Source organism: Candidatus Pseudomonas phytovorans (assembly GCA_029202525.1).
Lineage (GTDB): Bacteria > Pseudomonadota > Gammaproteobacteria > Pseudomonadales > Pseudomonadaceae > Aquipseudomonas > Aquipseudomonas phytovorans.
This window is the reverse complement of sequence record CP119325.1, coordinates 1446410-1472776: the sequence shown is the minus strand read 5'-3', so window position 1 is coordinate 1472776 and position 26367 is coordinate 1446410. Positions and strand designations below refer to the sequence as shown.

Genomic DNA, 26367 nt, shown 5'->3' with positions numbered 1-26367 from the left:
ACTGAGTGAAAACGTAGGATACTAGCATCGAGCGGTGGCAAAAGGCCGCCTCTACCAAAGTCGCCGCCCTCAGCCTTTCTTTGCCCAATGGCCCGAACATGATCAACGCGCAATTGCTGCAATCGATGGTCGATGCGTCCAATGACGGGATCGTGGTCGCCGAACAGGAAGGCGACGACACCATTCTGATCTACGTGAACGCCGCCTTCGAACGCCTGACCGGCTACAGCCGTGACGAAATCCTCTACCAGGATTGCCGCTTCCTGCAGGCCGACGACCGTGACCAGCTTGGCCGTGCCCGTATCCGCAAGGCGCTGGCCGAAGGCCGGCCCTGTCGCGAAGTGCTGCGCAACTACCGCAAGGATGGCAGCGCGTTCTGGAACGAGCTGTCGATCACCCCGGTCAGGCTCGACGCTGAACAGCGGACCTATTTCATCGGTATCCAGAAGGACGTCAGCCGCCAGGTTGCACTGGAACGGGAGCTGGCAGAACTGCGCGCTGGTCTGAAAACCGACGAACGCGCCTGAACCAAGTACGCCACGCACGGTCAATTCCGTTGAAGAAATCGCCACCGCCGAGTTCGATCATGCAAGCAGACGCGCTCCTGACCCAGGACGAGCTGGATTTCATCCAGAGCATGCAGCATTCGCCCCAGTTGAACCTGGCCGACTCCATGTCGAGCCTGCTGGTCAATGGCGACCGTCGCATCCAGAGCTTGCTGACCCGCCTGGTGGCCAACGAACAGGTGACCTTGCAGGCCCAGTTCAATAACCAGCAGATCAGCTTCCCGCTGCAGCTGGTGGAAGACGAGTTCCACGCCCTGCACCTGCAACTGGGCTCACCGGAAATCTACGAAGACGGCCCCATGCTGCGCGCGTGGCGCCTGTCGATGGAAACGCCCAGCCCGCTGCTCGATAGCCACAATCAGGAAAGCGGCCTGTGGGTTCGCGATATCTCATTCAAAGGTGTACTGCTGGAGATCCGCGGCTTGCCAGCAGCGCCCACCCGCTTCGAGTTGCGCTTCGCCCCGGGCGACATCAACCCTATCGAATTGCACGGCGTACTGGGCCGTCGCATCGGCCCGGACCTGGCGGCCTATGACCTGGGCCAGAGCCCTGTCGAAGAGATCGACCGCCTGCGCGACTACATCCTCCAGGCCCATCGCCGGGCTCACCCCGAACTGCACACTCAGGTATCGAGCTGACCGGCCAGGAACTGCCGCAAGCGCTGGCGCATCACACTGCCCTGCGCACCAAGGCAGGCAATCGGGCTGCCTGCCAGTTGGTCCTGTGCCATTTCCGCCGCTTCGCCGGCCAGTAACAACGGGCATTCCAGCACTGCAGCCAGGCGCGCCAATCGTCGGGTAAGTTCCGCCGTGGGTGGCTGGTGGGAAAACAGCACCAAGGCATCGGGTTTCAAACGTTCGCAGACCAGCGCCAGCTCCTGCAGCGGCTGACCACTCGCCAATGGCGTCACGCCAACCTCGTCGCAGCCCAAGGTCAGGCCCGTCACCAGCAACTCCAGTTCGTGACAGTGCCCCGGCAACGCGGCCAGCAGCACCGTGCGGCGACGTGGTACGTGGGCAAGCTGCAAACGGGCAAACACCCGGCCACGCAGGAACTGGTCGAGGAACAGCCACTCGCTGGTCTGCCCATAGCCGCCCTGGCTGGCCGCCAAATCGTGCCAAACCGGCATGAACACCTCGGCGAACACCTGGTCCAGCGTACAGGCGGCAAACACCTCGTCGAACAGGCGGCCCAGGCCAGCCGTGTCAAATCGCTGCACGGCTTGACGCGTCTGGTGCTGCCAGCCCAACCAGGCGTCCGTCGCACCGCTGGCCTGCACGGCAAGGACATGGCTGCGAGCGAGGATGCTGCCCACCTTGCTCACCGCCACACCGCGCTCCAGCCAGCCGACGATACGGCGAATTTCATCAATGTCGGCCTGGGAGTACAGACGGTGACCACTGTCGGTTCGGGTTGGCTGAATCAGCCCGTAGCGGCGCTCCCAGGCGCGCAGGGTCACAGCGTTGACGCCCGTCAGCCGGGACACTTCACGGATCGGAAACAGCTCCTGCTGCTCAAGACCCACCTCGATCAGCGGATTACGTCCCTGTTCGTTCATCTGCACGGGCTACCCTGAGTGCGGAAGTTGAACGCGCATTCTACTACGTCAACACCGGTCGCAGGGTGCAACCGTTTGCCGCCCGACATTTGCCGACGTTCACACATGCGCGATAATCCGCGCCCGATTCTTGCATGCACACGTGCGTCGCCCACCACCCCGGGCCACGCAGCCGAAGGGGCCAGCTACCCGCCAGCCCCGTTGCCAGGAGATACACGATGTCTACCCCACCCGTCACCTTGATGGTGTCGCGCCGCGCCGCCCATGGCCGCTACCAGGACCTGCTGGCCTGGCTGCATGAAGGCGAGCAGCTGGCCACCGACTTCCCCGGCTACCTCGGTTCAGGCATCCTCGCCCCGCCCCGCGATGGCGACGAATTCCAGATCATCTTCCGCTTTGGCGACGAACCGACCCTGCATGCCTGGGAGCATTCCGCCTCGCGCCGGGCCTGGCTGCAACGCGGCAACGGCCTGTTCGAGCGCCCCAAAGAGGCGCGCGTCAGTGGCATTGACGACTGGTTTGGCACCAATACGGTGCAAAAACCACCGCGCTGGAAGCAGGCCGTGGCCATCTGGCTGGCGTTCTTCCCGGTCTCGCTGGGGTTCAACCTGTTGTTCGGCCACTGGTTGGCGCCTTTGGAGCTGATGCCTCGGGTACTGCTCAGCACACTGGCCCTGACCCCGCTGATGGTCTACCTGTTCATCCCCCTGTCCACCCGCCTGCTGGCCAGCTGGCTGCACGCCTCACCGGCCACGGCTGGCGCCTTGCGCAGCCGCTGAGGCCAGGCCATACAACCGGGAAACAGTTCGGGTATGCTGGGCGGCAACCAAAGGACAGACAAGTTGACCGCCCCGAACATGAACAGCCCCATTCTCGTTACTGGAGCCAGCCAGCGCGTCGGGCTGGCCCTGGCCCTTGAACTGGCACAGGCCGGCCATACGGTGGTCAGTGCCAGCCGCAGCGTCCAGCCACAAACGGCCCACCCGAACATTGTGCAGTTTCAGGCCGACCTGTGCCTGGCGGCCGACCGCCAGGCACTGATTGACTATCTGCACAACCATTACGACGGCCTGCGCGCCATCATCCACAACGCCTCGCTGTGGCTCGATGACGGGCTCGACAACCTCGAGACCATGTTCCGCCTGCATGTCGAAGCGCCCTACCACCTCAATCTGGCCCTGGGCGACCTGCTGGCCAAAGTGGAAAAGGCCGACATCATCCACATCTGCGACGAGACCTCTTCACGCGGCAGTAAAAGCCACATTGGCTATGCAGCCACCAAAGCTGCGCTGCAGAACATGGTGCTGTCTTTCGCTGAAAAATATGCGCCCAAGGTGCATGTGAACGGTATCCTGCCCGGGCTGCTGATCCTCAAGGAAGGGGGTGACGAAGCTTACCGCCAGCAGGCCCTGAAAAAGGCCCTGCTGCAGTTCGAACCCGGCGCCGGCCCGCTGATCGAGACGGTCAAGTACCTGCTCGCCAGCCAGTACAGCACCGGCAGCCAGGTGGTCATCAACGGTGGCCGCCACCTGAAGAACCGCATGACCTGAGAGAAGCCCATGACCCCACAGCAACAGCTCGGACTCGAAGCCGCCGCGTTCCGGCGCCTGGTCGAACACCTGCAAAAGCGCACCGATGTACAGAACATCGACCTGATGAACCTGTCCGGTTTCTGCCGCAACTGCCTGTCCAAGTGGTACAAGGCCGCAGCCGACGAGCGCCAGCTCGACCTGAGCCTGGATGACGCCCGCGAAGCCGTGTACGGCATGCCCTACGCCGAGTGGAAAGCCCAATACCAGAAAGAAGCCAGCGCCGACCAGCAAGCGGCGTTTGAAAAAGGAAAACCTCGTGACTGATCTGAATACCCTGCGTGCCAGCCTGGCCAGCGGCCAACATGTGTTTGCCGACACCCTGGCATTCATTGCCGACCACTACAGCTACCAGCCGCAAGCTTTCAACAATGGCGGTGTAGAGAATGCAGCCGGGCAGAACGAAGGTTCGTGCAAGACCCTGGGTTTGGCTTTTCTGGAAGGGCTGAGCGACCAGGAAGCGCTGCTGGCCTTTGGCGAGCATTACCGTGATGTGGTGGCCACGCCTGAGGGCAGTGACCATGGCAATATCCGGGCGCTGATCAAGCATGGGCTGGCCGGTGTGGAGTTCGCCGCGCAGCCGCTGTCGCGCAAGGCTTGAGATAGCCGGGGCTGCTTTGCAGCCCCACATTATCAAACAACGACATCAATCGATCAGAGCTCCCGGCACTCCTTCTTCCAACCCGCCCTGCTGCAACCACTGCAACGCCACAGGCCACAGGCTCTCGCGGAACCGATCATGGAAAAACGCGAAATGGCCTACTTCCTCGACCGAGATATCCACAGGCGCGATACGCAGGTGCCGAGCACCCTGTAGATAACTCAGCAATCGCTCTGTCGCCGCTACGGTGCCGAATGGGTCGTCAGTCAGGCTGATCGCCAGCGTCGCCGCGCGCACCTGGGCGAACGGTAGCGCCGCCAGTGCCCGCCCGCTGGGCCGGTGTTCATACCGCGTGGTACGGCTGGTCCAGTCATGCACCACGCCGGCCGGCGTGTCCTCCAGCCAACCCAGACGTTTACCTGGGAAGTAGCCGAATACCCGGGTAAGCAGCGGCATGAGCACATGCCACTTGCCGAACAGTTGCCAGCGCTGGTCGGCTGCGTAATCGCGCCAGTAGGCAAACTGTGCGCCTACCATCACTACCCTGCGTATCTGGCCGGCCGACGGTGCCAGGCCTACTGCACAACCGCCGAAACTGTGCCCCACCACGTCCACTGGCTGGCCGGGGAAATGTTCGGCCGCATGTGCCAGCATGGCTTCGAAATCCAGCCGGCCCCAATCGCTCCACGATGCCTGGAAACCGCGTAACGAAGCCGGCCGGGATTCGCCGATGCCACGGTAGTCGTAGGTCAGCACGTCACAGCCCTGAGCGAACAGGTAGTCGGCAAAGCGGAAGTAATAGCGGCAGCGTACCGAAGTGGCAGCGTTGATGATCACCAGCGGGCGCTGGGGGTCAGGCAGGGCGTGGCGCCAGATGAAGCCGCCGAGGGTGTAGCCGTCGGCTGCGGTGTGGCGGAACGGGGTGGCGGGTTGGGTGAGGCTACTCATGGCGCATTCCCTGTTGTTGTGCGCCAAAGCTAGCAAAGATTTTGTAGCCTGTACCGGCCTCTTCGCGGGTAAACCCGCGAAGAGGCCGGTACAGGCTGACCCGATTACAGCTCGACGCAGTCGAACTTCACATCGGTAGCCACGTCTTTGTCGTAGTCGACGTCAGCGCGTTCAAAGCCGAACAGGTTGAGGAACTGCTTCTTGTAACCGGCATAGTCGGTCAGCTCGAACAGGTTCTCGGTAGTCACCGTTGGCCACAGGGCCTTGCAAGCGTCCTGCACGTCTTCGCGCAGCTCCCAGTCGTCCAGGCGCAGGCGGCCCTTCTCGTCGACTTCGGCCGGCGCACCGTCAGCGCGATACAGGCGGTCGCGGTACATGCGGTCCAGCTGGTCCTGGGTGCCTTCGTGAACGCCTTTCTCCTGCATGATCTTGAAGACCATCGACAGATAAAGCGGCATCACTGGAATGGCCGAGCTGGCCTGGGTAACGACAGATTTCAGCACGGCCACGTTGGCGCCGCCTTTCACTTCACCGGCCAGTTTCTGGTCCAGGCGCAGGGCCGTGTCGTCCAGGTCCTGTTTGGCCTGGCCCAATGCACCGTGCCAGTAGATCGGCCAGGTGATGTCGCTGCCGATGTAGCTGAAGGCCACGGTACGGGCGCCTTCGGCCAGCACGTTGGCGCCTGCCAGGGCGTCGATCCACAGCTGCCAGTCCTGGCCACCCATCACGGTAACAGTGTCGGTAATTTCCTGCTCGGTGGCCGGCTCGATGCTGGCCTCGATGATGGTGTCCTTGTTGGTGTCGATGGCGGTCGACTTGTAGGGCTGGCCGATCGGCTTGAGCGCCGAGCGGATCAGTTCACCGGCCTTCTCATGGCTCTGCGGCAGTTTGCGCACAGGCGAGGCCAGCGAGTAGATGACCAGGTCAACCTTGCCACCCATCTCGTTCTTGATCAGCTCGATGACCTTGGCACGGGCTTCGTCGGAGAAGGCGTCACCGTTGATCGACTTGCTGTACAGGCCCTCGGCCTTGGCAAACTTGTCGAAGGCAGCGGAGTTGTACCAGCCTGCAGTGCCGGCCTTGGTCTCGGTGCCTGGTTTTTCGAAGAACACGCCCAGGGTGTCGGCCTTGAAACCGAACGCCGCAGTGATGCGGGCTGCCAGGCCGTAGCCGCTGGAAGCACCGATGACCAGGACCTTCTTCGGCCCATCCTCGCGCACGCCCAGCTTGCGGGTGGCTTCGATCTGGTCACGGACGTTGAGCTCGCAGCCCTTCGGGTGAGTCGTGGTGCAGATGAAACCGCGAACCTTAGGATGAATGATGGCCAATGTCTGTACCTCGTCAGGTTTATGCCGGGGAAGCGCCGCTTGGGGCGATTCCGATTGATCAGAGGGTGAGACTACCCCCACAGGTTATCCGACACATATTACGGGGTGATCATGGGGATGCAAAACCGGGGTTTGCCTGTACCGGCCTCTTCGCGGGCATGCCCGCTCCCACAGGTACTGACCAGGGCTCGGGACTTATGCGGTCCGTGTGGGAGCGGGCGTGCCCGCGAAAGGGCCGGCAAAGCCTGTATCAATCTATCGAGAGAGCCTCTTTCAGCCACACCAGAAACTGCCGGGCCAGCGGATCATCCTGGCTATCCCGGTGCACCAGGCAAGCCCACGCCGGCCCCCGCACCCGCTGCACTGACAATGCCTGCAGACGCCCTTCCTCCATCGCCCGCCGCGCCAGCAACTGGCTGACCAGCGCCACCCCCAGCCCCTCGCTGGCCGCATCCAGCAACAGCCCTGGGTCGGAAAAATTCAGCCCCTTGCCCTGCTGCCCCACATCTTCGCCACCTTCCAGCTGCCAGTGGCTCCAGTCCATCTCCCGTTCGCCGTGCAAGGTAGTGCGCACCGCCGAAGTCGCCAGCGAGGGATGGCAAGCCGGGTACAACCGGTCCTGATAAAGCACGCTGAAGCTGCACTCAGCCTGGGCACTGAGGTCGTCACGGATGGCCAGGTCGATGGTTTCGGTGGCCATGTCCGGCACCTCGAAACTGGTGAACAACCACAGGTCCACTTCAGGGCAGCGCTGGTGAAAGTCAGCCAGCCGCGGCAACAACCAGTGCCTGGCAAACGCCGGGCTGGTATTGACCACCAGTTGGTTGGGCTTGCGGTACTGGTCAAGCCGGCGAATGCCAACGGCCAGGTGCTGCAACAGCGATTGCGTGGTGCTGAGCAGGTCATGCCCGGCATCGGTCAGGCTCACACTACGCCCACTTCGGTGGAACAGCGGCTGCTCCAGGTAGGTTTCCAGGCTGCGAACCTGCTGGCTGATGGCCGACTGGGTCAGGTTCAGCGCCTCGGCAGCCTTGTGGAAGCTGCCCAGCCGCGCCGCAGCCTCGAAGCCGCGCAGGGCATTCAGGGGTGGCCAGTGTTTAAGCATGATTGATAAGCCCTGCTGATCAGATGTGCGCTAAATCTATCGTTTGTCGCCGGCCAGGCCTAGTCATAGCATTGACACCAACACCCGCGACGGCGGGCTTCGTTGATAAAAATCCTTAATTGACCGGAGTTCACTATGCACCTGTCCCTCGACAGCGGCTGGCGTATGCCTGCCGAATGGGCCCACCACGCGGCGACCTGGATGGTCTGGCCGCACAATCAGGCATTGTGGGAAAGCGGCTGGCACGTGCGCCTGGCCGATGTACAGCAGGACTACGCCCGGGTCGCCGCGGCCATCGCCCGCTTCGAGCCGGTTAAAATGGTGGTCGACCCGTCTGCCATGGCCAGCGCCCGCGCCCTCTGCGGCGCCAACATCGAGCTGATCGAACTGGCGGTGGACGACAGCTGGTGCCGTGACAGCGGCCCGACCTTCGTCTGCCACCCGCAGCATGGCCTGGCCGGGCTGAGCTGGCGCTTCAATGCCTGGGGCGGCAAGTCGCAACATAGCCTGGACCGCAGCCTGGGCCGGCGCATCCTCGACCAACTGGGCCTGGACGGTTTCAGCACATCACTGTGCAACGAAGGCGGTGCGATTCATGTCGATGGCGAAGGCACGCTGATCACCACCGAATCGGTGTTGCTCAATCCCAACCGTAACCCTGGCATCAGCAAGGCTGAATTCGAAGCCTGCTTCGCCCGCTACCTGGGCATCAGCAAGACCATCTGGCTACCGGGTGACCCGCAATACGTTACCGGCGACATGACCGACGGCCACGTCGATGGCGTATGCGCCTTCGCCCGCCCCGGTGTATTGCTGGTCGATGCCACCCATGATCAGCACTCGGTGTACGCCGAAGTGGTGCGCGAAAACCGCCGCGCGCTGGAACTGGCCACCGACGCCCACGGCCGCCATTTCGAACTGCTCGACCTGTACGAAGCCAGCGCCGCCGTCGATCAGGACGCCGAGGTGTTCTGTGCGTCCTACACCAACTTCTACATCGCCAACGGCGCGGTCATCATGCCGGCCTATGGCATCGCTGCCGACCAGGACGCTGCTGCACAGCTGGCCCAAGCCTTCCCAGGCCGGGAGATCGTGCCGGTGCGCATTGACCACATTGCCTACGGCGGTGGCGGCATTCATTGCATCACCCAGCAACAGCCGCAGGTGCAGCCATGAGCCTGCTGCGCGTGGCCACCACGCAAATGCCGTGCAGCTGGGACCTGCCCGGCAACCTCGACCGCGCCGAACAGCTGGTGCGCCAGGCCGCTGCAAAGGGCGCGCAGGTGATCTTGCTGCAGGAGCTGTTCGCCACCCCGTACTTTTGCATCGAACAGGACCACCAGCACCAGGCCCTCGCCCAGCCCTACCCCGACAGCCCGATCCTGCAGCGCTTCGCCGCGCTGGCCGGCGAACTGGGCGTGGTGCTGCCGCTGAGCTGGTACGAGCGCGCCGGCAATGCCTTCTTCAACTCGCTGACCGTGGCTGATGCCGACGGCCGCCTGCTCGGTGTGTACCGCAAGACCCATATCCCCAACGCTATCGGCTATCAGGAGAAGGAGTATTTCAGCCCAGGCGACACCGGTTTCAAGGTTTGGGACACCGCGTTTGGCCGCCTGGGTATCGGCATCTGTTGGGACCAGTGGTTTCCCGAAACGGCCCGCTGCCTGGCGCTGATGGGCGCCGAAGTGCTGCTGTTCCCCACCGCCATCGGCTCAGAGCCCGGCTGCACTGAACTGGACTCGCGCGACCATTGGCAGGTAGCCATGCGCGGTCATGCCGCCGCCAACCTGCTGCCGGTGATGGCGGCAAACCGTGTTGGCGAAGAAGTCGCAGCCAGCGACGCCTCGTTGAGCATGCGCTTCTACGGTTCGTCGTTCATCTGCGACCACAAGGGCGCCATGCTTACCGAAGCCGACCGCGAAAGCAGCGGCATCTGGCTGCACGACCTGGACCTCGCGGGCATGCGCGATGACCGCCTGAGCTGGGGCATCTACCGTGATCGTCGCCCGGAAATGTACGCAACGCTGCTGACCCTGGACGGCACGCACCCACACACCCTGAGGGCCTGAGCATGAAACGCCACGTTCTAGCCGTATTGGCACTGGCCATTTGCGCCAGCCAGGTCCAGGCCGAGCAGCCCGTTCTGCGCCTGTACAACTGGGCCGACTATTTTGCCGAGGACACCCTGAAGCAGTTCACCGCCGAAACCGGTATCCAGGTGATCTACGACGTGATGGACGGCAGTGAAGTGCTCGAAGCCAAGCTGATGTCCGGGCGCAGTGGCTACGACCTGGTGTTCCCCGGCGACACCGTTGCCGAGCGGCTGATGCGCGCCGGCAGCCTGCAGCCCCTGGACCACAGCCGCCTGGAAGCACTCGACGATATCGAACCCGGCCTGCGAAAACTGCATGCCCAGTACCCCAAGGCCAGCCAGGCGACCGTACCCTACACCTGGGGCACCATCGGCCTGACGGTGAATGCCGAAAAAGTCCGCCAGCGCATGCCCGATGCGCCGCTGGACAACCTTGACCTGCTGTTCAAACCGGAGCTGGCCGCCAAGTTCGCCGACTGCGGTATCTCGGTCATCGACTCGCCCGACGAAGTATTGGCAGTGGTCCTCAATTATCTGGGCCGAGAGCCACGCAGCGCCAAGCGTGAAGACCTGGCCGCCGCAAGCGAACTGCTCAAGGCCATTCGCCCGTATGTGCGCAAGTTCCAGTCGCAGCCGGTGACCGAACTGGTCAACGAGAACCTGTGCGTGTCCCTGGGCTACAGCGGCGACGTGATCCAGGCCCAGCGCACCGCCGAGGCCGCAGGCAAGCACCTGGACTTCCAGTACCGCGTACCCCGCCAAGGCACCACGGTGTGGATGGACACCATGGCCATCCCGGCTGATGCCAAGCACCCGGAATACGCCTATCGTTTCATCAACTTCGTCATGCGCCCGGCGAACATGGCCGCCATCAGCAACTTTACCGGTTACCCCACTGCCAGCGCCAAGGCGCGCCAGGCGGTGGACCCGCGCATGCGCGACAACCCCGATATCTATCTTGACGAAGCGACCTATGCCCGACTGATACCAGGCCGCGATATTCCACAGGCCGACATGCGGGCACGCATGCGCGTGTGGACACGCTTCAAGACTGCACAGGACTGAACCATGCCAAGCCGTAGAACCTTTCTTCAACTGTCACTGGCCGCCGGCGTCGGCGCCAGCCTTGGCTTGCCCCTGGGCCTGGCTCGCGCCGAAGAACCGGGGCGTTGGTTCATGCCCGATGAGGGCGAACCGCAGCAACGCGCCTTCATCGCCTTTGGCGCCCAGGATGCCATCTGGGAAGACTTCACCGCCGATGTACAAGCCGCCCTGGGCCGCATTGCCCAGGCCATCGCGCGTTATCAGCCGGTTACCGTGTTCTGCCGCGCCAGCGAACGCAAACTGGCCGAGCAACACTGCGCCAGCCCGCGCACAAGCTTTGTCGAGTGCAACCTGGACGACATCTGGATGCGCGACATCGGCGCCAATTTCGTCCTCGATGACGACGGCGCGCTGGGCGCGGTGGACTTCAACTTCAACGGCTGGGGCAACAAGCAGCGCCATCGCAACGACGCCGAGCTGGCCAAGCGGGTCGCTACCCTCGCCGGCGCCCGCTACCAGCACAGTGAACTGGTGGGTGAAGGTGGCGCCATCGAAGTGGATGGCCATGGCACCGGCATCATGACCGAGAGCAGCTGGATCAATGCCAATCGCAACCCGGACTGGAGCAAGGCCGAGGTCGAGGCCGAGCTCAAGGAGCGACTGGGGTTGGGCAAGGTTATCTGGCTGCCGGGCATCGCCGGCAAGGACATTACCGACGGGCACGTGGACTTCTATGCCCGCTTCGTGCGGCCAGGGGTGGTGATCGCCAACCTGGACAACGACCCGGATTCGTATGACTACGCGGTAACGCGCAAGCACCTTGAGGTTTTAAAGCGCGCCACTGACGCCGAGGGGCGCAAGTTGCAGATTCATGTGGTGTCGCCACCGCAGCGCGGCAGGCGCAACAGGTTCAGCAAAGGCAACGACGACTTTGCGGCGGGCTACATCAATTACTTCGTGATCAATGGTGCGATCATCGCGCCGCAGTTTGGCGATGTGCAGGCAGATGAAAAGGCTCGGGCGCTGCTGGCGGCGTTGTATCCGGGGCGGGATATCGTGCTGGTGGATATTGATGCCATTGCTGCCGGGGGTGGGGGGATTCACTGTGTGACCCATCAGTGCCCGGCTGTTTGATTGGTATTGCCTGTACCGGCCTCTTCGCGGGCTTGCCCGCTCCCACAGGTATTTCACAAACCTCAAGGCCTGTGCAGTACCTGTGGGAGCGGGCAAGCCCGCGAAGAGGCCGGCACAGGTTTACTTAATCGCGATGCTGACGACGCCCGGTGATCATCGACAACGGCAGGTTCTCGCGTAGGCGCACACTCTCGACGATGGCCGCCAGCACATGCACGCAAACCAGCACCAGCACGGCATCGGCCAACCAGCTATGCACATCGGTCGGCCAGTCTTCTCCCCACAAGGCATCCACTTCTTGCGATGCCCACCCGGTAAGAACCAGGCCTGCGATACCGGTCAGCATCAGCACCATCACCAGTGCACCAATGGGTGAATGCCCCAGGCGATGGTAAGGCTCCCCACGCAGCAGGGCCCGGGCATGCCCGGCAAGCCGCGCCGGGGTAGGCCAGAAGTCGGACCAGCGCGCACTGCGTGGCCCGACAAAGCCCCAGACGACGCGCAACACCACACAGGCCAGGGCGTAATAGCCCAGCCACTGGTGCCAGTCGTCACCCTCTTCATTGAAGAAGTAATCGGCGAAAAACACCCCGGCGATCGACAGATGGCACAGCCGCAGGAGCGGGTCCCACAGCGGCACCGTGCCGTCGCTGTTCAATCGTGGTACTCGGACTTGACCGCTTTGCCGGTCACCGGATCATGGTAGATCTCGACCTTGCGACCATCTTTGTCGAAACCATAGATCTCGTAGCAGTTGCCCTTGGTAACCTTGAACTTGTTGATCTTGTAGCCCTGTTCCTTGAGCTGCGCCTGGAACTTGCCCTGGTCTTGCCAGGTGCTTTTGTCTGCGGTGGTGCACTGGGTGGCGGCGAATGCTGTGCTGCTGCCGATCAGAAGTGTCAGGGCGATGAGGATGCGCATGGGTATGGGCTCCATTCAGTTGAGTGAAACAGCACGCAATTGAGCTTAGTTGGATAGCACGCCGCGCGCCCATTGATTTGCTTTTCACATCAATCCGAAAGAAAAACAAACTTAACAAATAAGCCAAAGCCACCGATGCTTGGCGCATTACGCCCATCGCACGGAGAACAACAACATGAACGACGTGGTCATCGTCGCCGCAACCCGTACCGCCATCGGCAGCTTCCAGGGCGCCTTGGCCACGGTACCTGCGGTCGACCTCGGCGCCGCTGTGATCAAACGCCTGCTGGAGCAGACCGGGCTGGACCCGGCGCAGGTCGACGAAGTGATCCTCGGCCAGGTGCTCACCGCCGGCGCCGGGCAGAACCCGGCACGCCAAGCGGCGATCAAGGCCGGCCTGCCCTTCAGCGTACCGGCGCTGACCCTGAACAAGGTCTGCGGCTCGGGCCTCAAGGCCTTGCACCTGGCCGCCCAGGCAATCCGCTGCGGTGACGCAGAGGTGGTGATCGCCGGTGGCCAGGAGAACATGAGCCTTGCCCCCTACGTGATGCCCTCGGCCCGCACCGGCCAGCGTATGGGCCACGGCCAACTGGTCGACAGCATGATCACCGACGGCCTGTGGGATGCGTTCAACGACTACCACATGGGTATCACCGCCGAGAACCTTGTGGACAAGTACGGCCTGAGCCGTGAGCAGCAGGACGCCTTCGCCGCCGAATCGCAGCGCAAGGCCGTAGCGGCCATCGAGGCCGGGCGCTTCAATGATGAAATCACCCCGATCGTGCTGCCACAGAAAAAGGGTGAGCCCAAAGTGTTTGCCCAGGACGAACAACCACGCCCGGATACCACGGCCGAATCGCTGGGCAAACTACGCCCGGCATTCAAGAAAGATGGCAGCGTCACTGCCGGCAATGCCTCCAGCCTGAATGACGGCGCGGCCGCCGTGCTGCTGATGAGCGCTGCCAAGGCCAAGGCACTGGGCCTGCCCGTGCTGGCGAAGATCGCCGCCTACGCCAGTGCCGGGGTAGACCCTGCAATCATGGGCATCGGCCCGGTTTCGGCGACGCAGCGCTGCCTGGACAAAGCCGGCTGGCAGCTGGCCGACCTGGACCTGATCGAAGCCAACGAAGCCTTTGCCGCGCAGGCACTGGCGGTAGGCAAGGCGCTGGAATGGGATGCGGCGCGGGTCAACGTGAATGGCGGGGCGATTGCCCTGGGCCACCCGATTGGTGCATCCGGGTGCCGGGTGCTGGTGACCTTGCTGCACGAGATGATCAAGCGGGATGTGAAGAAGGGCTTGGCCACCTTGTGCATTGGTGGCGGGCAAGGCGTGGCCCTGGCCATCGAGCGTTGATCCTGGATTGATGTGGACAGGCCCGGCCTCTTCGCGGGCTTGCCCGCTCCCACAGGGACTGCACAAACTTCGATGTTTGCGCTGTACCTGTGGGAGCGGGCAAGCCCGCGAAGAGGCCGGGCCTGCTTATAAAGCTTTAGAACCGCTCATCGGCAATCGCCGGCAAGGTAAGTTCCCGCACATAGCTCGCCGCCGACAGTTCCAGCAGCGAACGCACCATCAGCACCACATCATGCAGCGGTATCAACGCCCCTTCCCCACGCGCTGCAGCCTCGGCCAACGGCACATCCAGGCCATCCTCGGTATTCAGGTATCCAAGGTTCAGGCACGTCACCCCAAGGCCCTGCCCCCGATAGCCTTCGCGCAACGCCTCGGCGATGCCACGCAGGGCGAATTTCGAGGCGGCGAAGGTCACTTCCGGCCGACCACTCTGGGGCAGGCCCGAGGTGGAACCGGTCAGAATGATCCGTGGTTTTTCGCTTTTGAGCAGCAGCGGCAGTAGCCGCTTGATCAGCAGGATGGTCGCCGTGATGTTGCAGTCGACCATGCGCTGCAATGCCACATCACGGTCTTCGAGGAAGCTGTAATGCGCCTCGAATGCTTCGGCCTCCCACAAGCCGAGGTTGTAGATCAGCGTGTCCACCCCGCCCTGGGCCACTGCTGCGGCAATGGCCTCGACGGCGGCAGCGGGCTGGCCGAGATCGGCCTCGATCCACTGGGCCTGGATGTCCTGACCGGTGTTCACGGCCGCAGGCGCTTTGCGCGACACACCGATCAACGTATCGCCGGGTTTGCCCAGCCCCTCCATGAATGCCTTGCCCAGCCCTTTGCTGGCGCCGACTACCAGAATGCGCATCACATCACTTCCCTGTGGATTTGATCGGAGTCGGCATTCTAGGAGGTTTGTATTGCCTGTGCCGGCCTCTTCGCGGGCAAGCCCGCTCCCACAGGGACCACAAATGTTTCAAGGTTTGTGTAAGAGCCAATGATCAAGCTGCGATTCGGGTCTGCTCCAGCGCAGCAGCCAGCTGGGCCACTTCCTGGCACTTCTGCACAGCCACTCCCACCGAGTTTTGCGCCAGCGAGCAGGCCGGCGCCAGCCACAGCCGTTCACCCAGACGCTCATGGGCATCGTGCAGCAGGTCAAGCGTTCTTCCCAGGTCGCAAGGCGCGGCATCGCCGCCACCGATCACGCCCAGCGACAGCACCTTGTAGGCCGGCAGGCGGTCGAGAATGGCCTGGTACTGCTCAGGCGCCTGGACCAGATCGATATGCAGGCCATCGACCGGCAAGTTGGCGGCCAGGCCGAGGTTGCCATCGAGGCCACCGGCGTAGGTGGCAATCAACTTCTTCAGCGGAGCACGTTGAAGGATGTTGTAGACGCGCTCGTAGGCGTTTTTCCAGTCCTGCGGCAGCCCGTGGGCGAGGATCGGTTCGTCGATCTGCACCCATTCAACGCCCAGCGCAGCCAAGCGATTGAGGACGTGGTCATACAGGGGCAACAGGCGGTCGAGCAGTTCCAGCTTGTCGACGTCGGCGTTACAGGCCTGGCCCTGCCACAGGTAGGTCAATGGGCCGATCAAGACTGGCTTGACTGCATGGCCCAGCGCGTTGGCTTGCTCTACTTCTTCGAACAGGGGTTCCCAGTTGAGGGCAAACGGCTGGTCATCGGTGCTCAGCGCGTACCCATGCCGGGCAAAGTCGCCAACTGGCAGGAGTTCGATACCGGCGTCTTTCTGCACTTGCCAGTGGCGGGCCCGCAGTTCGCGGTCGCCGCCAATGTGTGGAAAGCCCAGATTATGTGCCAGTGCCATGTCTCGTCCCTTCAGCGTGCTCAAATTGATGAAGGGATTTTCAGGTGGGTGGGGGTATTGAGACAAACTCATTATATTTGAGATGAACTCAAGATTTTTTCATGATCACGATGATGTCTCATTCAGAGCACCACTCTGCGCATCCGGACATGACCCCGCCCGCCTTCTGCCGCACAATGCCACCCTGACCACACCAGGTGCCCGGCCTCATGAGCCTGCTGAAATACGCGCTGCGCGAACAGAACTTCGTCTGCGTCATGGAGTTCGTCCCCAAGCCTTCTGCAGAACGCTTCGCCGCCATGGAGGCGATCATGGCCCGCGCGCACCTGTGCGGCTGGCCAATGACCGTGGCCATCGGCGACCGCGTCGGCAGCCCACTGGACATGTCGCCACTGGACGCGCTCGCTTCATTCAACAGCCCGGTACCTGCCCTGCCACATTTTTCCGGCAAGGATCGCGAACGTCACCACCTGCTCAGCCAGCTGCAGCGTATGGACGCCGCCGGCCTCGACCAGCTGTTGCTGCTGACCGGCGACCGCCTGCCCGGCCATGAACCTGGCCAGCGCCCGGTGCGCTACCTGGAGTCGGTCGCCGCCCTGCAGATCGCCCGCCAGGCCTGCCCGCACTGGCTGCTGGGCGCGGCGCTGAACCCGTTCAAGTACCACGAAGAAGAAGGCGGCGCGCAGTATTTCAAGGCCGAGAAAAAGCTAGCGGCAGGGGCCGACTTCCTCACCCTGCAACTGGGCTTCGATGCCGCCAAGCATCAGGAAACCATGCACTGGATGAGCCGCCAGCCCACGCCCAAGCCCATGCTGGCCTGCCTGATGAGCCTCACCCACGGGCGCGCGACAATGCTCGACCACGTGGCCGGCGTCACCGTCACCCCGTCGATGCGTGACATGCTCGAAGCGGAGACCACGCAGTCCAAGGCATTTGCCCAGGCGCGCAGTGTTGACCGCCTGGCCTTGCAGATCATCGGTGTGAAGTTGATGGGCTATGCCGGTGTGCACCTGTCGGGGGTTCACGAGCTCAAGCAGCTGCTGGCTCTGGAAGCCCGTATCGAGCACTGGCAAACCCTGATCCACACGTTGGAGCAGTGGGCACCCGCCTGGCAGGCCAGTTGGCAGATGCCCGGCCTGCCGGCAGTGATCTTCCACCCGCCACAGGCGGGCTGGCGCCAGGGCGAGTCACGGGTCGATGCCTCGCTCAAGGAAAAAGCCCGTTATCACCTGATGCATGGCATGCACTCACTGCTGTTCAGCCGCCGCAACAGCTTGAGCAAGGCCTTCGGTTGGGCGGTGCGCCAGCCACTCTGGGCGACGCGCATTGGCGCACAAGTGCTGCACACACTGGAACGCGGTGTGAAGCGCCCGCTGGTGGGTTGCGATACCTGTGGCCGTTGCCGACTGGAAGACACCCTGTATATCTGCCCTGAAACCTGCCCCAAGGGCCTGGCCAACGGCCCCTGCGGCGGCACCGCGCTGAACCGCTGCGAGTTCGGCGACCGCGAGTGCATTCACAGCGTCAAGTACCGCACCGCAAAGGCAGTGCGGCAAACCGCCGTGCTAACCGAGCGCCTGATCCCGTGCATCGAGGTCGAAACACGCCACCGCAGCTCATGGCCGCAATGGTTCCAGGCCGCTACACCGCGCCTGCTCAGCCCGCAGCCAGCGCCTCGAAGCCAGACCGAATCGTAGCCTCGGGGAGTTCATCGGCGATGAACACCATCACGCTCTCGCGGGTTTCACCTTCGGCCCACTCAGCGTCCCAGTCAAAGCCGTACAGCTTGAGCACGCCCTGAAACACCAGCTTGCGGTCTTCCCCGGCAATGCTCAGCACGCCCTTGTAGCGCAGCAGCTGTTTGCCGTGGGTTTCCAGCAAGTCGTTCATGAAGCCGCTGAGGCGGTCGATATCCAGCGCGGTTTCCGTGCGCAGCACCAGCGTGGAGATGCGATCCGGGGTAACGGGCTTGAGCACCGGGCGCAACGTCGGCTTCAAGTCCGCGCCCAAGTCGGGGTTGAGGTTGAAACCCCGCACATCCAGTAGCTCAGCCAAGTCGATGCGGCCGTGTTCGACCACACGGATGGCGGCCCGGCCATTAATGCGGGCCAAGCGTTCGCTCAGGGCCTCTACCGCAGCCGGCTCGATCAGGTCCGTCTTGCTCAGTAGCAGCCGATCGGCAAAGCCGACCTGGGCCTGGGCGATGGTCTGGGTCAGGTGCAGTTCGGCGTGAACAGCATCGACCAGGGTGATGATGCCGTCGAGGATATAGCGCTCACGCAGTTCTTCGTCGATGAAAAAGGTTTGCGCCACTGGCGCCGGGTCGGCCAGGCCGGTGCATTCGATGACCAGGCGCTCGAAGGCGATTTCGCCGGCGTCCAGGCGTTCTAGCAGCAGATACAAGGCGCGGGTGAGGTCGCCGTGGATGCTGCAGCACACGCAGCCATTGGCCAGGGTCATCACCTGCACCGGCTCGTCGCCCAGGAGCTGGCTGTCGATGCCCGCCTCGCTGAATTCGTTTTCGATCACGGCAATTTTCAGGCCGTGCTCGGCCTTGAGCATGTGCTTGAGCAAGGTGGTCTTGCCAGCACCGAGGAAGCCTGTAAGTACGGTTACGGGAATGGGCGTCTGCACGCAGAAATGCTCCTGAAGCTGAAAATGACTGTGGGAGCCGGTTACCCAGGCTCCCACAGGTTCACACGTGTCGCAGACTCAACAGCACTTGGGCCCGGACTTGCCACCGTATCGAGCTTCCTGGCGTTCCCGGAAGAACGCCTCGTAGCTCATCACCGGCTTGTCCGGGTGCGTCTTCTGCATGTGTTCGACATAGTTGTCGTAGTCGGGCATGCCGACCATCAGGCGGGCTGCCTGCCCCAGGTATTTTCCCAGTCGACCCAAGTCGTTGAACATAACTGCAGTCCTCTCGGTTACGCGTCAGGCAGCGCCTGGAACGGGGTTTCCTTGTCGGTGCGCTCCTTGCGACCCCAAGCGGCGTAGCCAACCTTGATGGCGAAGAACAAGATGCTGAACACCACCAGCAGGAACAGGATGGTCAGGCCGGCGTTGGTGTAGGCGTTGAAAATCACATGTTGCATCTGGCCGATGTCCTTGGCCGGGGCCAATACCTGCCCCGCATCCAGCGCAGTGCTGTATTTCTTGGCCAGGGCCAGGAAGCCCACTGCCGGGTTCGGGTCGAACAGCTTGATCAGGCCCGCAGCGGTGGTGCAGATCAGCAGCCACACCGCTGGCAACAAGGTGACCCAGATGTAGCGCTGGCGCTTCATCTTGATCAGCACCACGGTGCCGAGCATCAGGGCGATACCGGCCAGCATCTGGTTGGAGATGCCGAACAGCGGCCACAGGGTGTTGATGCCACCCAACGGGTCGATCACGCCTTGGTACAACAGGTAGCCCCACATCGCCACGCAGCCGGCAGTGGCGAGCAGGTTGGCGCCCCACGACTCGGTGCGTTTGAGCGCAGGCACGAAGCTGCCCAGCAGGTCTTGCAGCATGAAGCGCCCGGCACGGGTACCGGCGTCTACTGCGGTGAGGATGAACAGCGCCTCGAACAGGATCGCGAAGTGGTACCAGAAGGCCATGGTGTTTTCACCTGGCAACACCTGGTGCAGGATCTGCGCAATACCTACGGCGAGGGTTGGCGCACCGCCTGCACGGGCCAGGATGGTGTGCTCGCCGATATCGCGGGCAACGGCTTCCAGTTGCTCCGGCGTAATCAGGAAACCCCAGCTACTGACAGTCTGCGCTACCGACGCAACATCGGCGCCGACCACGGCGGCCGGGCTGTTCATCGCGAAGTACACACCCGGCTCGATCACCGAGGCGGCGACCATGGCCATGATGGCGACGAACGACTCCATCAGCATCCCGCCGTAACCGATGTAGCGGGCGTTGGTTTCGTTGTCCAGCAGCTTGGGCGTGGTGCCCGAAGAGATCAGCGCGTGGAAACCGGACACCGCACCACAGGCAATGGTGATGAACAGGAACGGGAACAGGGTGCCCTTCCACACCGGGCCGGTGCCGTCGGTGAACTGGGTCAGCGCCGGCATTTTCAGCTCGGGCGCAATGATCAGGATACCGATGGCCAGACCAACGATGGTGCCGATCTTGAGGAAGGTCGACAGGTAGTCACGCGGCGCCAGCACCAGCCACACCGGCAGCACGGCAGCGACGAAACCGTAGCCCACCAGCATCCAGGTGATCTGCACACCGGTGAAGGTGAACGCCGGGCCCCAGACCGGATCCGCAGCGATCACGCCGCCCAGCCAGATCGAGGCCAGCAGCAATACCACGCCAACCACCGAGATCTCACCAATGCGGCCCGGGCGGATGTAGCGCATGTAGATGCCCATGAACATCGCGATCGGAATCGTCGCCATGACCGTGAACATGCCCCACGGGCTCTCGGCCAGGGCCTTGACCACGATCAGTGCCAGCACCGCGAGGATGATGATCATGATCAGGAAGCAGCCGAACAGGGCAATGGTGCCCGGAATACGGCCCATCTCCTCGCGCACCATGTCGCCCAGCGAGCGGCCGTTGCGGCGGGTGGACAGGAACAGGACCATGAAGTCCTGTACCGCACCGGCCAGCACCACGCCGGCGATCAGCCACAGCGTGCCGGGCAAATAGCCCATTTGCGCGGCGAGCACCGGGCCGACCAGGGGACCTGCGCCGGCGATCGCCGCGAAGTGGTGGCCGAAGAGAATGTGTTTGTTGGTCGGGACGTAGTCCAGGCCGTCGTTGTTGAGCACCGCCGGCGTGGCACGGCGCGGGTCGAGTTGCATCACCTTGGTGGCGATGAACAGGCTGTAGTAGCGATAGGCAACCAGGTAGATGGCCACTGCCGCGACCACGATCCACAAGGCGTTGATCGCCTCACCGCGACGCAGGGCAACCACACCCAGCGCGCAGGCCCCTATGACTGCCAGCGCCAGCCACGGAATGTGGCGTAGCAGGCTATTATTGTTGTTCATGGTTTGCTTCCAGCTGGTGGATTGGAAAGACCGCCCACCGAGTCTAGGGCGAGTCAAGCGGCATTGCCACACTTGCTTTGGTCTAGAGCCTCTGCGGCCAGATTGCGGTACCTGATGTATATAACTTTCTAACTATAGTCAGGATGTCATCTTAGGACCTACCCGAGGATCTACCCATGAGCGATCACGACGAACGCCGCCGTTTCCAGCGTATCCCGTTCGACGCCCCGACCAGGTTGTGCCAGGGCGAACGTTGCTGGGAAGTGAAACTGCTCGACCTGTCACTCAAAGGTCTGCTGGTCGAATGCCCGAAACCTTGGGATGCAGACCTGACTCAGGACTTCGAAGCCTACATCGTGCTCAACGATGGAGAGACCGAGGTGCAGATGCAGGTGGAACTGCGACACGAAGAACCGGAGTGCCTGGGCTTCATCTGCCTGTACATCGACATCGACTCCATGAGCCATTTGCACCGTCTTGTGGAGTTGAACGTGGCCGACAGCACCGAAATGATGCGTGAGCTGCGCGAACTCATCGAATAATGAAATCTTTTAGCTAGCTAATAGCCTTCCCGCATTGTGTTTCCTGTCTACCCAGACAGCTTTAAGCCTGGGTAGCAACCTTTTGTACACACCCCTCTAATACAGCATTTGATGAGTTGGTACGCCTTCTGCATTGGGTTTTCGCACATCCTGCGATCGCCACTGCGCGCGCTCCGATCAAAATATTGTATACAATTCCACTGGCAATCATTTACAGGAACTGTCTACAGTAGCGACACAAAAATAAACAGAGAGCCTGCTCCATGACTACGTCCCCTAGCACGTCTCCCGCCAAGCGCCCCGAGGATGAAAACCTCGGCCTTGGTGCCAACCTGGCCTATGGTCTGCAGCATGTCTTGACCATGTACGGAGGGATCGTCGCGGTACCCCTGATTCTGGGGCAGGCCGCAGGCCTCAACGGTGCCGAAATCGGCATGCTGATCGCCGCCTCGCTGTTTGCCGGTGGCCTGGCCACCCTGCTGCAAACCCTCGGCCTGCCGTTCTTCGGCTGCCAGTTGCCGCTGGTGCAGGGCGTGTCGTTCGCCGGTGTGGCGACCATGGGTGCAATCCTCAGCAGCGAGGGCGGCGGTGGCCTGCCGGGCGTGTTCGGTGCGGTGATGGCGGCATCGCTTCTCGGTTTCCTGATCACCCCGGTGTTCTCGCGCATCACCAAGTATTTCCCGCCATTGGTGACCGGTATCGTCATCACGACCATCGGCCTGACCCTGATGCCCGTGGCTGCACGCTGGGTGATGGGCGGCAACAGCGCCTCGCCTGAGTTCGGCAGCATGGCCAACATCGGCCTGGCAGGGCTGACCTTTGCCATCGTGCTGCTGCTGAGCAAGCTGGGCAGCGCGACCATCTCGCGCCTGTCGATCCTGCTGGCCATGGTGATCGGTACGCTGATTGCCTGGGCGCTGGGCATGACCGACTTCAGCAAGGTCACCGAAGGCCCGATGTTCGCCTTCCCCACGCCGTTCCACTTCGGCATGCCGGAGTTCCACATCGCCGCAATCCTGTCGATGTGCATCGTGATCATGGTGACCCTGGTGGAAACCTCGGCCGACATCCTTGCAGTAGGTGAGATCATCGACACCAAGGTCGATTCCAAGCGCTTGGGCAACGGCCTGCGCGCCGACATGGCATCGAGTATCCTGGCGCCGATCTTCGGCTCGTTTACCCAAAGTGCATTCGCCCAGAACGTTGGCCTGGTAGCCGTGACCGGGGTCAAGAGCCGCTACGTGGTGGCCACCGGTGGCGTGATCCTGGTGGTGCTTGGCCTGCTGCCAGTCATGGGCCGGGTGATCGCCGCAGTACCGACCCCGGTACTGGGCGGCGCGGGCATCGTGCTGTTCGGCACGGTGGCGGCCAGCGGCATCCGCACCCTGTCCAAGGTCAGCTACAAGAACAACGTCAACCTGATCATCGTCGCCGCCTCGCTGGGCTTTGGCATGATCCCGATTGCCGCACCGACCTTCTACCACCACTTCCCGAACTGGTTCGAGACCATCTTCCACTCGGGCATCAGCTCGGCAGCGATCATGGCCATCCTGCTGAACCTGATCTTCAACCACTTCACCACCGGCAACTCGGAAAACCAGTCGGTGTTTGCCGCAGCGTATGAGCGCACCATCCAGTATTCGGATATTTCGGCGCTGCGTGATGGCGACTACTTCAAGGATGGCAAGCTGTTCGATTCAGAAGGCAACGAAGTGCCGATGCTGGAGCTGGACGAGCATGGCAATGAAACAGCCAGGCGCACGGCGGTTGCCGAGCATTGACCGCTGACTGAGCGGTGAGGTGGAGGGGCCGACGCGCATCGTCGGCCCCTTTTTCGTTTGCCTGTACTGGCTCTATCGCCGGCAAGCCAGCTCCCACAGGATCACCACAGTTTCCGAATCCTGTGCAGTGTACCTGTGGGAGCTGGCTTGCCGGCGATAGGGCCGGGCCTGGATACGAACTACTCGAACAATGCATCCAGGGCCTGCTCCAGGCGAGTGACGGCAATCACCTGTAACCCCGCCGGCGACTCTTTCGGCGCATTGCCCTTGGGCACAATGGCCCGCTTGAAGCCATGCTTGGCCGCCTCTTTCAACCGCTCCTGCCCACTGGGCACCGGCCGTACCTCGCCCGACAGGCCGATCTCGCCAAACACCAGCAGGCCATGAGCCAGTGGCCGGTTGCGCAAGCTGGACATCACCGCCGCCAGCAATGCCAGGTCCGAGGCCGTTTCCAGCACCTTCACCCCGCCCACCACGTTGAGGAACACGTCCTGGTCATGGGTGGGAATACCGCCGTGGCGGTGCAGCACCGCCAGCAACATGGCCAGGCGATTCTGGTCCAGGCCCAATGTTACGCGGCGCGGGTTGGCCAGGTGGCTGTCGTCGACCAGCGCCTGCACCTCGACCAACATCGGCCGGGTGCCTTCCCAGGTTGCCATCACCACACTGCCCGGAACTTCTTCCTGGGTACGGTTGAGGAAGATCGCCGAGGGGTTGGAGACCTCTTTGAGGCCCCGGTCGGTCATGCCGAACACGCCCAGCTCGTTGACTGCGCCAAAGCGGTTCTTCACCGCCCGCAACAGGCGCAGGCGGCCGTCGGACTCGCCTTCGAAATACAGCACAGTGTCGACCATGTGCTCCAGTACCCGCGGGCCGGCCAGCGAGCCTTCCTTGGTTACGTGGCCAACCAGGAAGATTGCCGTGCCGCTCTGCTTGGCGTAGCGCACCAGCAACGCCGCGCTCTCGCGCACCTGGGCCACGCCGCCGGGGGCCGATTGCAGTTGCTCGGTGAAAATGGTCTGGATCGAGTCGATCACCATCACCTTCGGTTTTTCGAGACGTGCCGTGGCAATGATGGTCTCGATGCAGGTCTCGGTCATCACCTTGAGCTGGTCCTGGGGCAAGCCCAGGCGCCGCGAGCGCATGGCCACCTGCTGCTGCGACTCCTCACCCGTGACATACAGCGCCGGCATGCCCACGGCGATATTGCACAAAGTCTGCAGCAGGATGGTCGACTTGCCGATGCCAGGGTCGCCGCCAATCAGCACCACCGAGCCATCCACCAGGCCGCCGCCCAACACGCGGTCAAGTTCGGTGCTGCTGGTGGTGAACCGCGGGATTTCCTCGATGCTGACTTCGGCCAGGGTCTTGATCTGGGCTTGCTGCCCGGTCCAACCGGCGCGGCCGCTACTGGGCGCAGCAGCACCACCGCTCTCGATCATGGTTTCGACCAGGGTGTTCCAGGCCCCGCATTCGCCGCACTGGCCGGCCCATTTGGGAAAGGTCGCGCCGCACTCGGTGCAGCCATACAAGCGCTTGGCCTTGGCCATGGGTGGGGTCTCCAGGAAAAAACCGCCATGATAGCCGAGCGGGACGTGTCTCGACCGCTTCGGGGTGCGACAAAACTATTCGTTCTAACCGCAGTCACTACCCCTGAACGCGACGCATGAAGCGTTTAAGTGGCTTACACTGCGTTAACCTTACCTTTTGTTACAAGGAACCAAACATGGGCATGATCAGTGAGTTCAAGGCCTTCGCGGTCAAAGGCAATGTCGTCGACATGGCGGTCGGTATCATCATCGGCGCGGCCTTCGGCAAGATCGTCTCGTCCTTCGTCGGAGACGTGGTCATGCCGCCACTGGGCCTGTTGATAGGTGGGGTGGACTTCAGCGACCTGGCGGTAACCTTGAAGGCTGCCGAAGGTGACGTTCCGGCGGTAGTGTTGGCCTACGGTAAGTTTATCCAGACCGTCATCGACTTCGTGATCGTCGCCTTTGCCATCTTCATGGGGGTGAAAGCAATCAACCGCCTGAAGCGTGAAGAAGCCGTGGCACCGACTGTACCGCCAGTGCCTTCTGCCGAAGAGACCTTGCTGACCGAGATCCGCGACTTGCTCAAGACGCAAAACCAGAACCGCTTGCCTTGAGATTGCCGGGGCTGCTTTGCAGCCCCAATGGTCTTACCAGTAGTTTTCCACAGCAACCTGCCCTGGTCGCTTGCTCAGGCTCAGCTGCAGATCGCGTGCTTTCAGCACCTTGCGCGTCTCGTCGATCATCTCCGGGTTGCCGCACAGCATCACCCGTGAATGCTCCGGCGACAGTTCCAGCCCGGCAGCTTTCTCCAGCTCGCCATTCTCGATCAGCGTGGTAATACGCTGGTTCAACGCACCCGGGTGCTGCTCGCGGGTCACCACCGGAATGAACTGCAATTTACCGGCGTACTCAGCCAGGTAATCGCGCTGCTCCAGCCCGGCGATTTCATCCATGTAGGCCAGCTCTTTCGCTTCACGCACCGAATACACCAGCTTGATACTTTCAAAACGCTCCCAAGCCTCGAAGTCCTGCAGGATCGACATGAACGGCGCAATACCGGTGCCGGTCGCCAGCAGCCACAGGTCGCGCCCACCTACGAAGCGGTCAAGGGTAAGGAAACCGAAGGCCTGGCGGTCGATCAGCAAGGTATCCCCCGCCCCCAGCCGGCTGAGCTCACTGGTGAACTCCCCCCCTGGCACCACGATGGAGAAGAAATCGAGGTGCTCGTCATGCGGTGCGCTGACCATGGAATAGGCGCGCCACACCACGCTGCCATCGGCCTTGCTCACGCCAAGGCGGGCGAACTGGCCGGAACGGAAGCGGAACCCTGCATCGCGCGTAACCCGCAGGCTGAAGAGGTTCGGCGTGAGCGGCTGAACATCGAGCAGGGTCTGGCGGGTGAACTTTTCGGCGCTAGCGGTCATATCGGGCTCCAGGTTTGACGTGCGCACAGTGTCGCGCAAA

General features: G+C 62.5%; 28 protein-coding genes. 15 read left to right on the top strand and 13 right to left on the bottom strand.

Translation table 11 applies throughout. The features are described 5' to 3' along the window. Nucleotides 1-98: 98 nt before the first annotated feature. Nucleotides 99-527 carry a PAS domain S-box protein gene (locus P0Y58_06475; protein WEK31838.1) on the top strand — a complete coding sequence of 143 codons (429 nt, stop codon included), beginning with the start codon at nt 99-101 and terminating at the stop codon, nt 525-527. Nucleotides 528-586: 59 nt separating this feature from the next. Next, on the top strand, nt 587-1204 hold the full coding sequence (locus tag P0Y58_06470) for a hypothetical protein (protein ID WEK31837.1): 618 nt from the start codon (nt 587-589) through the stop codon (nt 1202-1204). Here the strand turns inward: P0Y58_06470 and P0Y58_06465 are convergent. Continuing rightward, nucleotides 1189-2124 carry a MerR family transcriptional regulator gene (locus tag P0Y58_06465; GenBank protein WEK31836.1) on the bottom strand — a complete coding sequence of 312 codons (936 nt, stop codon included), beginning with the start codon at nt 2122-2124 and terminating at the stop codon, nt 1189-1191. The genes P0Y58_06470 and P0Y58_06465 overlap by 16 nt on opposite strands. Before the next feature lie 218 nt (nt 2125-2342). Here P0Y58_06465 and P0Y58_06460 point away from each other — a divergent pair, with 218 nt between their 5' ends. Genes P0Y58_06460 through P0Y58_06445 form a run of 4 tightly spaced genes read left to right on the top strand, consistent with a single transcriptional unit; the run spans nt 2343 to nt 4314 of the window. After that, a complete protein-coding gene (locus P0Y58_06460) occupies nt 2343-2903 on the top strand; it encodes an antibiotic biosynthesis monooxygenase (protein ID WEK31835.1) in 561 nt (186 codons plus the stop codon). Between the two features lie 33 nt (nt 2904-2936). Then, nucleotides 2937-3674 carry a dihydromonapterin reductase gene (gene folM, locus P0Y58_06455; protein WEK31834.1) on the top strand — a complete coding sequence of 246 codons (738 nt, stop codon included), beginning with the start codon at nt 2937-2939 and terminating at the stop codon, nt 3672-3674. Nucleotides 3675-3683: 9 nt separating this feature from the next. Next, on the top strand, nt 3684-3980 hold the full coding sequence (locus P0Y58_06450; GenBank protein ID WEK31833.1) for a DUF1244 domain-containing protein: 297 nt from the start codon (nt 3684-3686) through the stop codon (nt 3978-3980). Further along, nucleotides 3973-4314 (top strand): HopJ type III effector protein, encoded by a 342-nt coding sequence (locus P0Y58_06445; GenBank protein WEK31832.1) that lies wholly within the window; start codon nt 3973-3975, stop codon nt 4312-4314. Before P0Y58_06450 ends, P0Y58_06445 begins: the two co-directional genes overlap by 8 nt. Nucleotides 4315-4359: 45 nt before the next feature. On the opposite strand, the gene P0Y58_06440 is transcribed toward P0Y58_06445, so the two are convergent. From P0Y58_06440 to P0Y58_06430, 3 genes are all read right to left on the bottom strand, one after another. After that, nucleotides 4360-5262, bottom strand: a complete 903-nt coding sequence (locus P0Y58_06440; protein ID WEK31831.1) for an alpha/beta fold hydrolase — start codon at nt 5260-5262, stop codon at nt 4360-4362. 104 nt (nt 5263-5366) lie between these two features. Beyond that, nucleotides 5367-6590: a trans-2-enoyl-CoA reductase family protein gene (locus tag P0Y58_06435; GenBank protein WEK31830.1), complete on the bottom strand. Its 1224-nt coding sequence runs from the start codon at nt 6588-6590 to the stop codon at nt 5367-5369. A gap of 250 nt (nt 6591-6840) precedes the next feature. After that, on the bottom strand, nt 6841-7695 hold the full coding sequence (locus P0Y58_06430) for a LysR substrate-binding domain-containing protein (protein ID WEK31829.1): 855 nt from the start codon (nt 7693-7695) through the stop codon (nt 6841-6843). A 135-nt stretch (nt 7696-7830) separates the two neighbouring features. Here P0Y58_06430 and P0Y58_06425 point away from each other — a divergent pair, with 135 nt between their 5' ends. From P0Y58_06425 to P0Y58_06410, 4 genes are read left to right on the top strand one after another with little or no spacing between them, the layout of a single operon-like run. Continuing rightward, nucleotides 7831-8871: an agmatine deiminase family protein gene (locus tag P0Y58_06425; GenBank protein ID WEK31828.1), complete on the top strand. Its 1041-nt coding sequence runs from the start codon at nt 7831-7833 to the stop codon at nt 8869-8871. After that, complete coding sequence (gene aguB / locus P0Y58_06420) at nt 8868-9764, top strand: N-carbamoylputrescine amidase (GenBank protein ID WEK31827.1); 897 nt, start codon at nt 8868-8870, stop codon at nt 9762-9764. Before P0Y58_06425 ends, aguB begins: the two co-directional genes overlap by 4 nt. A 2-nt stretch (nt 9765-9766) precedes the next feature. Further along, nucleotides 9767-10852, top strand: coding sequence for an extracellular solute-binding protein (locus tag P0Y58_06415; protein WEK31826.1), 1086 nt, complete (start codon nt 9767-9769; stop codon nt 10850-10852). Between the two features lie 3 nt (nt 10853-10855). Further along, nucleotides 10856-11965 (top strand): agmatine deiminase family protein, encoded by a 1110-nt coding sequence (locus tag P0Y58_06410; GenBank protein WEK31825.1) that lies wholly within the window; start codon nt 10856-10858, stop codon nt 11963-11965. A gap of 124 nt (nt 11966-12089) precedes the next feature. Here the strand turns inward: P0Y58_06410 and P0Y58_06405 are convergent, their stop codons facing one another. Both P0Y58_06405 and P0Y58_06400 read right to left on the bottom strand, forming a co-directional pair. Then, nucleotides 12090-12623 carry a cytochrome b/b6 domain-containing protein gene (locus tag P0Y58_06405; protein ID WEK31824.1) on the bottom strand — a complete coding sequence of 178 codons (534 nt, stop codon included), beginning with the start codon at nt 12621-12623 and terminating at the stop codon, nt 12090-12092. Further along, nucleotides 12620-12886: a PepSY domain-containing protein gene (locus P0Y58_06400; GenBank protein ID WEK31823.1), complete on the bottom strand. Its 267-nt coding sequence runs from the start codon at nt 12884-12886 to the stop codon at nt 12620-12622. Before P0Y58_06400 ends, P0Y58_06405 begins: the two co-directional genes overlap by 4 nt. A gap of 175 nt (nt 12887-13061) precedes the next feature. Here P0Y58_06400 and P0Y58_06395 point away from each other — a divergent pair, with 175 nt between their 5' ends. Beyond that, on the top strand, nt 13062-14240 hold the full coding sequence (locus P0Y58_06395) for an acetyl-CoA C-acetyltransferase (protein ID WEK31822.1): 1179 nt from the start codon (nt 13062-13064) through the stop codon (nt 14238-14240). 136 nt (nt 14241-14376) lie between these two features. Here the strand turns inward: P0Y58_06395 and P0Y58_06390 are convergent, their stop codons facing one another. Beyond that, nucleotides 14377-15096, bottom strand: coding sequence for an SDR family NAD(P)-dependent oxidoreductase (locus tag P0Y58_06390; GenBank protein ID WEK31821.1), 720 nt, complete (start codon nt 15094-15096; stop codon nt 14377-14379). Between the two features lie 133 nt (nt 15097-15229). Next, complete coding sequence (locus P0Y58_06385; protein ID WEK31820.1) at nt 15230-16054, bottom strand: 5-methyltetrahydropteroyltriglutamate--homocysteine methyltransferase; 825 nt, start codon at nt 16052-16054, stop codon at nt 15230-15232. A gap of 209 nt (nt 16055-16263) precedes the next feature. Here P0Y58_06385 and P0Y58_06380 point away from each other — a divergent pair, with 209 nt between their 5' ends. Next, nucleotides 16264-17751 (top strand): methylenetetrahydrofolate reductase C-terminal domain-containing protein, encoded by a 1488-nt coding sequence (locus P0Y58_06380; protein ID WEK31819.1) that lies wholly within the window; start codon nt 16264-16266, stop codon nt 17749-17751. On the opposite strand, the gene yjiA is transcribed toward P0Y58_06380, so the two are convergent. The 3 genes from yjiA to P0Y58_06365 all read right to left on the bottom strand — a co-directional run bounded on the left by yjiA (nt 17711) and on the right by P0Y58_06365 (nt 21048). Beyond that, nucleotides 17711-18688, bottom strand: coding sequence for a GTPase (gene yjiA, locus P0Y58_06375; GenBank protein ID WEK31818.1), 978 nt, complete (start codon nt 18686-18688; stop codon nt 17711-17713). The genes P0Y58_06380 and yjiA overlap by 41 nt on opposite strands. Before the next feature lie 78 nt (nt 18689-18766). Continuing rightward, complete coding sequence (locus P0Y58_06370) at nt 18767-18964, bottom strand: YbdD/YjiX family protein (protein ID WEK31817.1); 198 nt, start codon at nt 18962-18964, stop codon at nt 18767-18769. Between the two features lie 17 nt (nt 18965-18981). Further along, nucleotides 18982-21048: a carbon starvation CstA family protein gene (locus tag P0Y58_06365; GenBank protein ID WEK31816.1), complete on the bottom strand. Its 2067-nt coding sequence runs from the start codon at nt 21046-21048 to the stop codon at nt 18982-18984. Between the two features lie 176 nt (nt 21049-21224). On the opposite strand from P0Y58_06365, the gene P0Y58_06360 reads away from it, so the two are divergent. After that, nucleotides 21225-21590: a PilZ domain-containing protein gene (locus tag P0Y58_06360; protein ID WEK31815.1), complete on the top strand. Its 366-nt coding sequence runs from the start codon at nt 21225-21227 to the stop codon at nt 21588-21590. A gap of 263 nt (nt 21591-21853) precedes the next feature. Then, on the top strand, nt 21854-23371 hold the full coding sequence (locus P0Y58_06355; protein WEK31814.1) for a nucleobase:cation symporter-2 family protein: 1518 nt from the start codon (nt 21854-21856) through the stop codon (nt 23369-23371). A gap of 179 nt (nt 23372-23550) precedes the next feature. On the opposite strand, the gene radA is transcribed toward P0Y58_06355, so the two are convergent. Continuing rightward, on the bottom strand, nt 23551-24921 hold the full coding sequence (radA, locus tag P0Y58_06350; GenBank protein WEK31813.1) for a DNA repair protein RadA: 1371 nt from the start codon (nt 24919-24921) through the stop codon (nt 23551-23553). A gap of 176 nt (nt 24922-25097) precedes the next feature. On the opposite strand from radA, the gene mscL reads away from it, so the two are divergent. Then, entirely contained in the window at nt 25098-25517 is a 420-nt protein-coding gene (gene mscL / locus P0Y58_06345) for a large-conductance mechanosensitive channel protein MscL (protein ID WEK31812.1), read from the top strand. Nucleotides 25518-25550: 33 nt separating this feature from the next. Here the strand turns inward: mscL and P0Y58_06340 are convergent, their stop codons facing one another. Continuing rightward, nucleotides 25551-26327 carry a ferredoxin--NADP reductase gene (locus P0Y58_06340; protein ID WEK31811.1) on the bottom strand — a complete coding sequence of 259 codons (777 nt, stop codon included), beginning with the start codon at nt 26325-26327 and terminating at the stop codon, nt 25551-25553. Nucleotides 26328-26367 lie beyond the last annotated feature (40 nt).

Coding starts and splice junctions, on each gene's coding strand:
- P0Y58_06410 (WEK31825.1), top strand. CDS start 10,856: ATGCCAAGCCGTAGAACCTTTCTTCAACTGTCACTGGCCGCCGGCGTC.
- P0Y58_06475 (WEK31838.1), top strand. CDS start 99: ATGATCAACGCGCAATTGCTGCAATCGATGGTCGATGCGTCCAATGAC.
- P0Y58_06385 (WEK31820.1), bottom strand. CDS start 16,054: ATGGCACTGGCACATAATCTGGGCTTTCCACACATTGGCGGCGACCGC.
- folM (WEK31834.1), top strand. CDS start 2,937: ATGCTGGGCGGCAACCAAAGGACAGACAAGTTGACCGCCCCGAACATG.
- P0Y58_06365 (WEK31816.1), bottom strand. CDS start 21,048: ATGAACAACAATAATAGCCTGCTACGCCACATTCCGTGGCTGGCGCTG.
- P0Y58_06415 (WEK31826.1), top strand. CDS start 9,767: ATGAAACGCCACGTTCTAGCCGTATTGGCACTGGCCATTTGCGCCAGC.
- P0Y58_06440 (WEK31831.1), bottom strand. CDS start 5,262: ATGAGTAGCCTCACCCAACCCGCCACCCCGTTCCGCCACACCGCAGCC.
- mscL (WEK31812.1), top strand. CDS start 25,098: ATGGGCATGATCAGTGAGTTCAAGGCCTTCGCGGTCAAAGGCAATGTC.
- P0Y58_06450 (WEK31833.1), top strand. CDS start 3,684: ATGACCCCACAGCAACAGCTCGGACTCGAAGCCGCCGCGTTCCGGCGC.
- P0Y58_06465 (WEK31836.1), bottom strand. CDS start 2,124: ATGAACGAACAGGGACGTAATCCGCTGATCGAGGTGGGTCTTGAGCAG.
- P0Y58_06470 (WEK31837.1), top strand. CDS start 587: ATGCAAGCAGACGCGCTCCTGACCCAGGACGAGCTGGATTTCATCCAG.
- P0Y58_06425 (WEK31828.1), top strand. CDS start 7,831: ATGCACCTGTCCCTCGACAGCGGCTGGCGTATGCCTGCCGAATGGGCC.
- P0Y58_06400 (WEK31823.1), bottom strand. CDS start 12,886: ATGCGCATCCTCATCGCCCTGACACTTCTGATCGGCAGCAGCACAGCA.
- P0Y58_06370 (WEK31817.1), bottom strand. CDS start 18,964: ATGTTCAACGACTTGGGTCGACTGGGAAAATACCTGGGGCAGGCAGCC.
- P0Y58_06355 (WEK31814.1), top strand. CDS start 21,854: ATGACTACGTCCCCTAGCACGTCTCCCGCCAAGCGCCCCGAGGATGAA.
- aguB (WEK31827.1), top strand. CDS start 8,868: ATGAGCCTGCTGCGCGTGGCCACCACGCAAATGCCGTGCAGCTGGGAC.
- P0Y58_06380 (WEK31819.1), top strand. CDS start 16,264: ATGAGCCTGCTGAAATACGCGCTGCGCGAACAGAACTTCGTCTGCGTC.
- P0Y58_06390 (WEK31821.1), bottom strand. CDS start 15,096: ATGCGCATTCTGGTAGTCGGCGCCAGCAAAGGGCTGGGCAAGGCATTC.
- radA (WEK31813.1), bottom strand. CDS start 24,921: ATGGCCAAGGCCAAGCGCTTGTATGGCTGCACCGAGTGCGGCGCGACC.
- P0Y58_06340 (WEK31811.1), bottom strand. CDS start 26,327: ATGACCGCTAGCGCCGAAAAGTTCACCCGCCAGACCCTGCTCGATGTT.
- P0Y58_06360 (WEK31815.1), top strand. CDS start 21,225: ATGAGCGATCACGACGAACGCCGCCGTTTCCAGCGTATCCCGTTCGAC.
- P0Y58_06430 (WEK31829.1), bottom strand. CDS start 7,695: ATGCTTAAACACTGGCCACCCCTGAATGCCCTGCGCGGCTTCGAGGCT.
- P0Y58_06460 (WEK31835.1), top strand. CDS start 2,343: ATGTCTACCCCACCCGTCACCTTGATGGTGTCGCGCCGCGCCGCCCAT.
- P0Y58_06395 (WEK31822.1), top strand. CDS start 13,062: ATGAACGACGTGGTCATCGTCGCCGCAACCCGTACCGCCATCGGCAGC.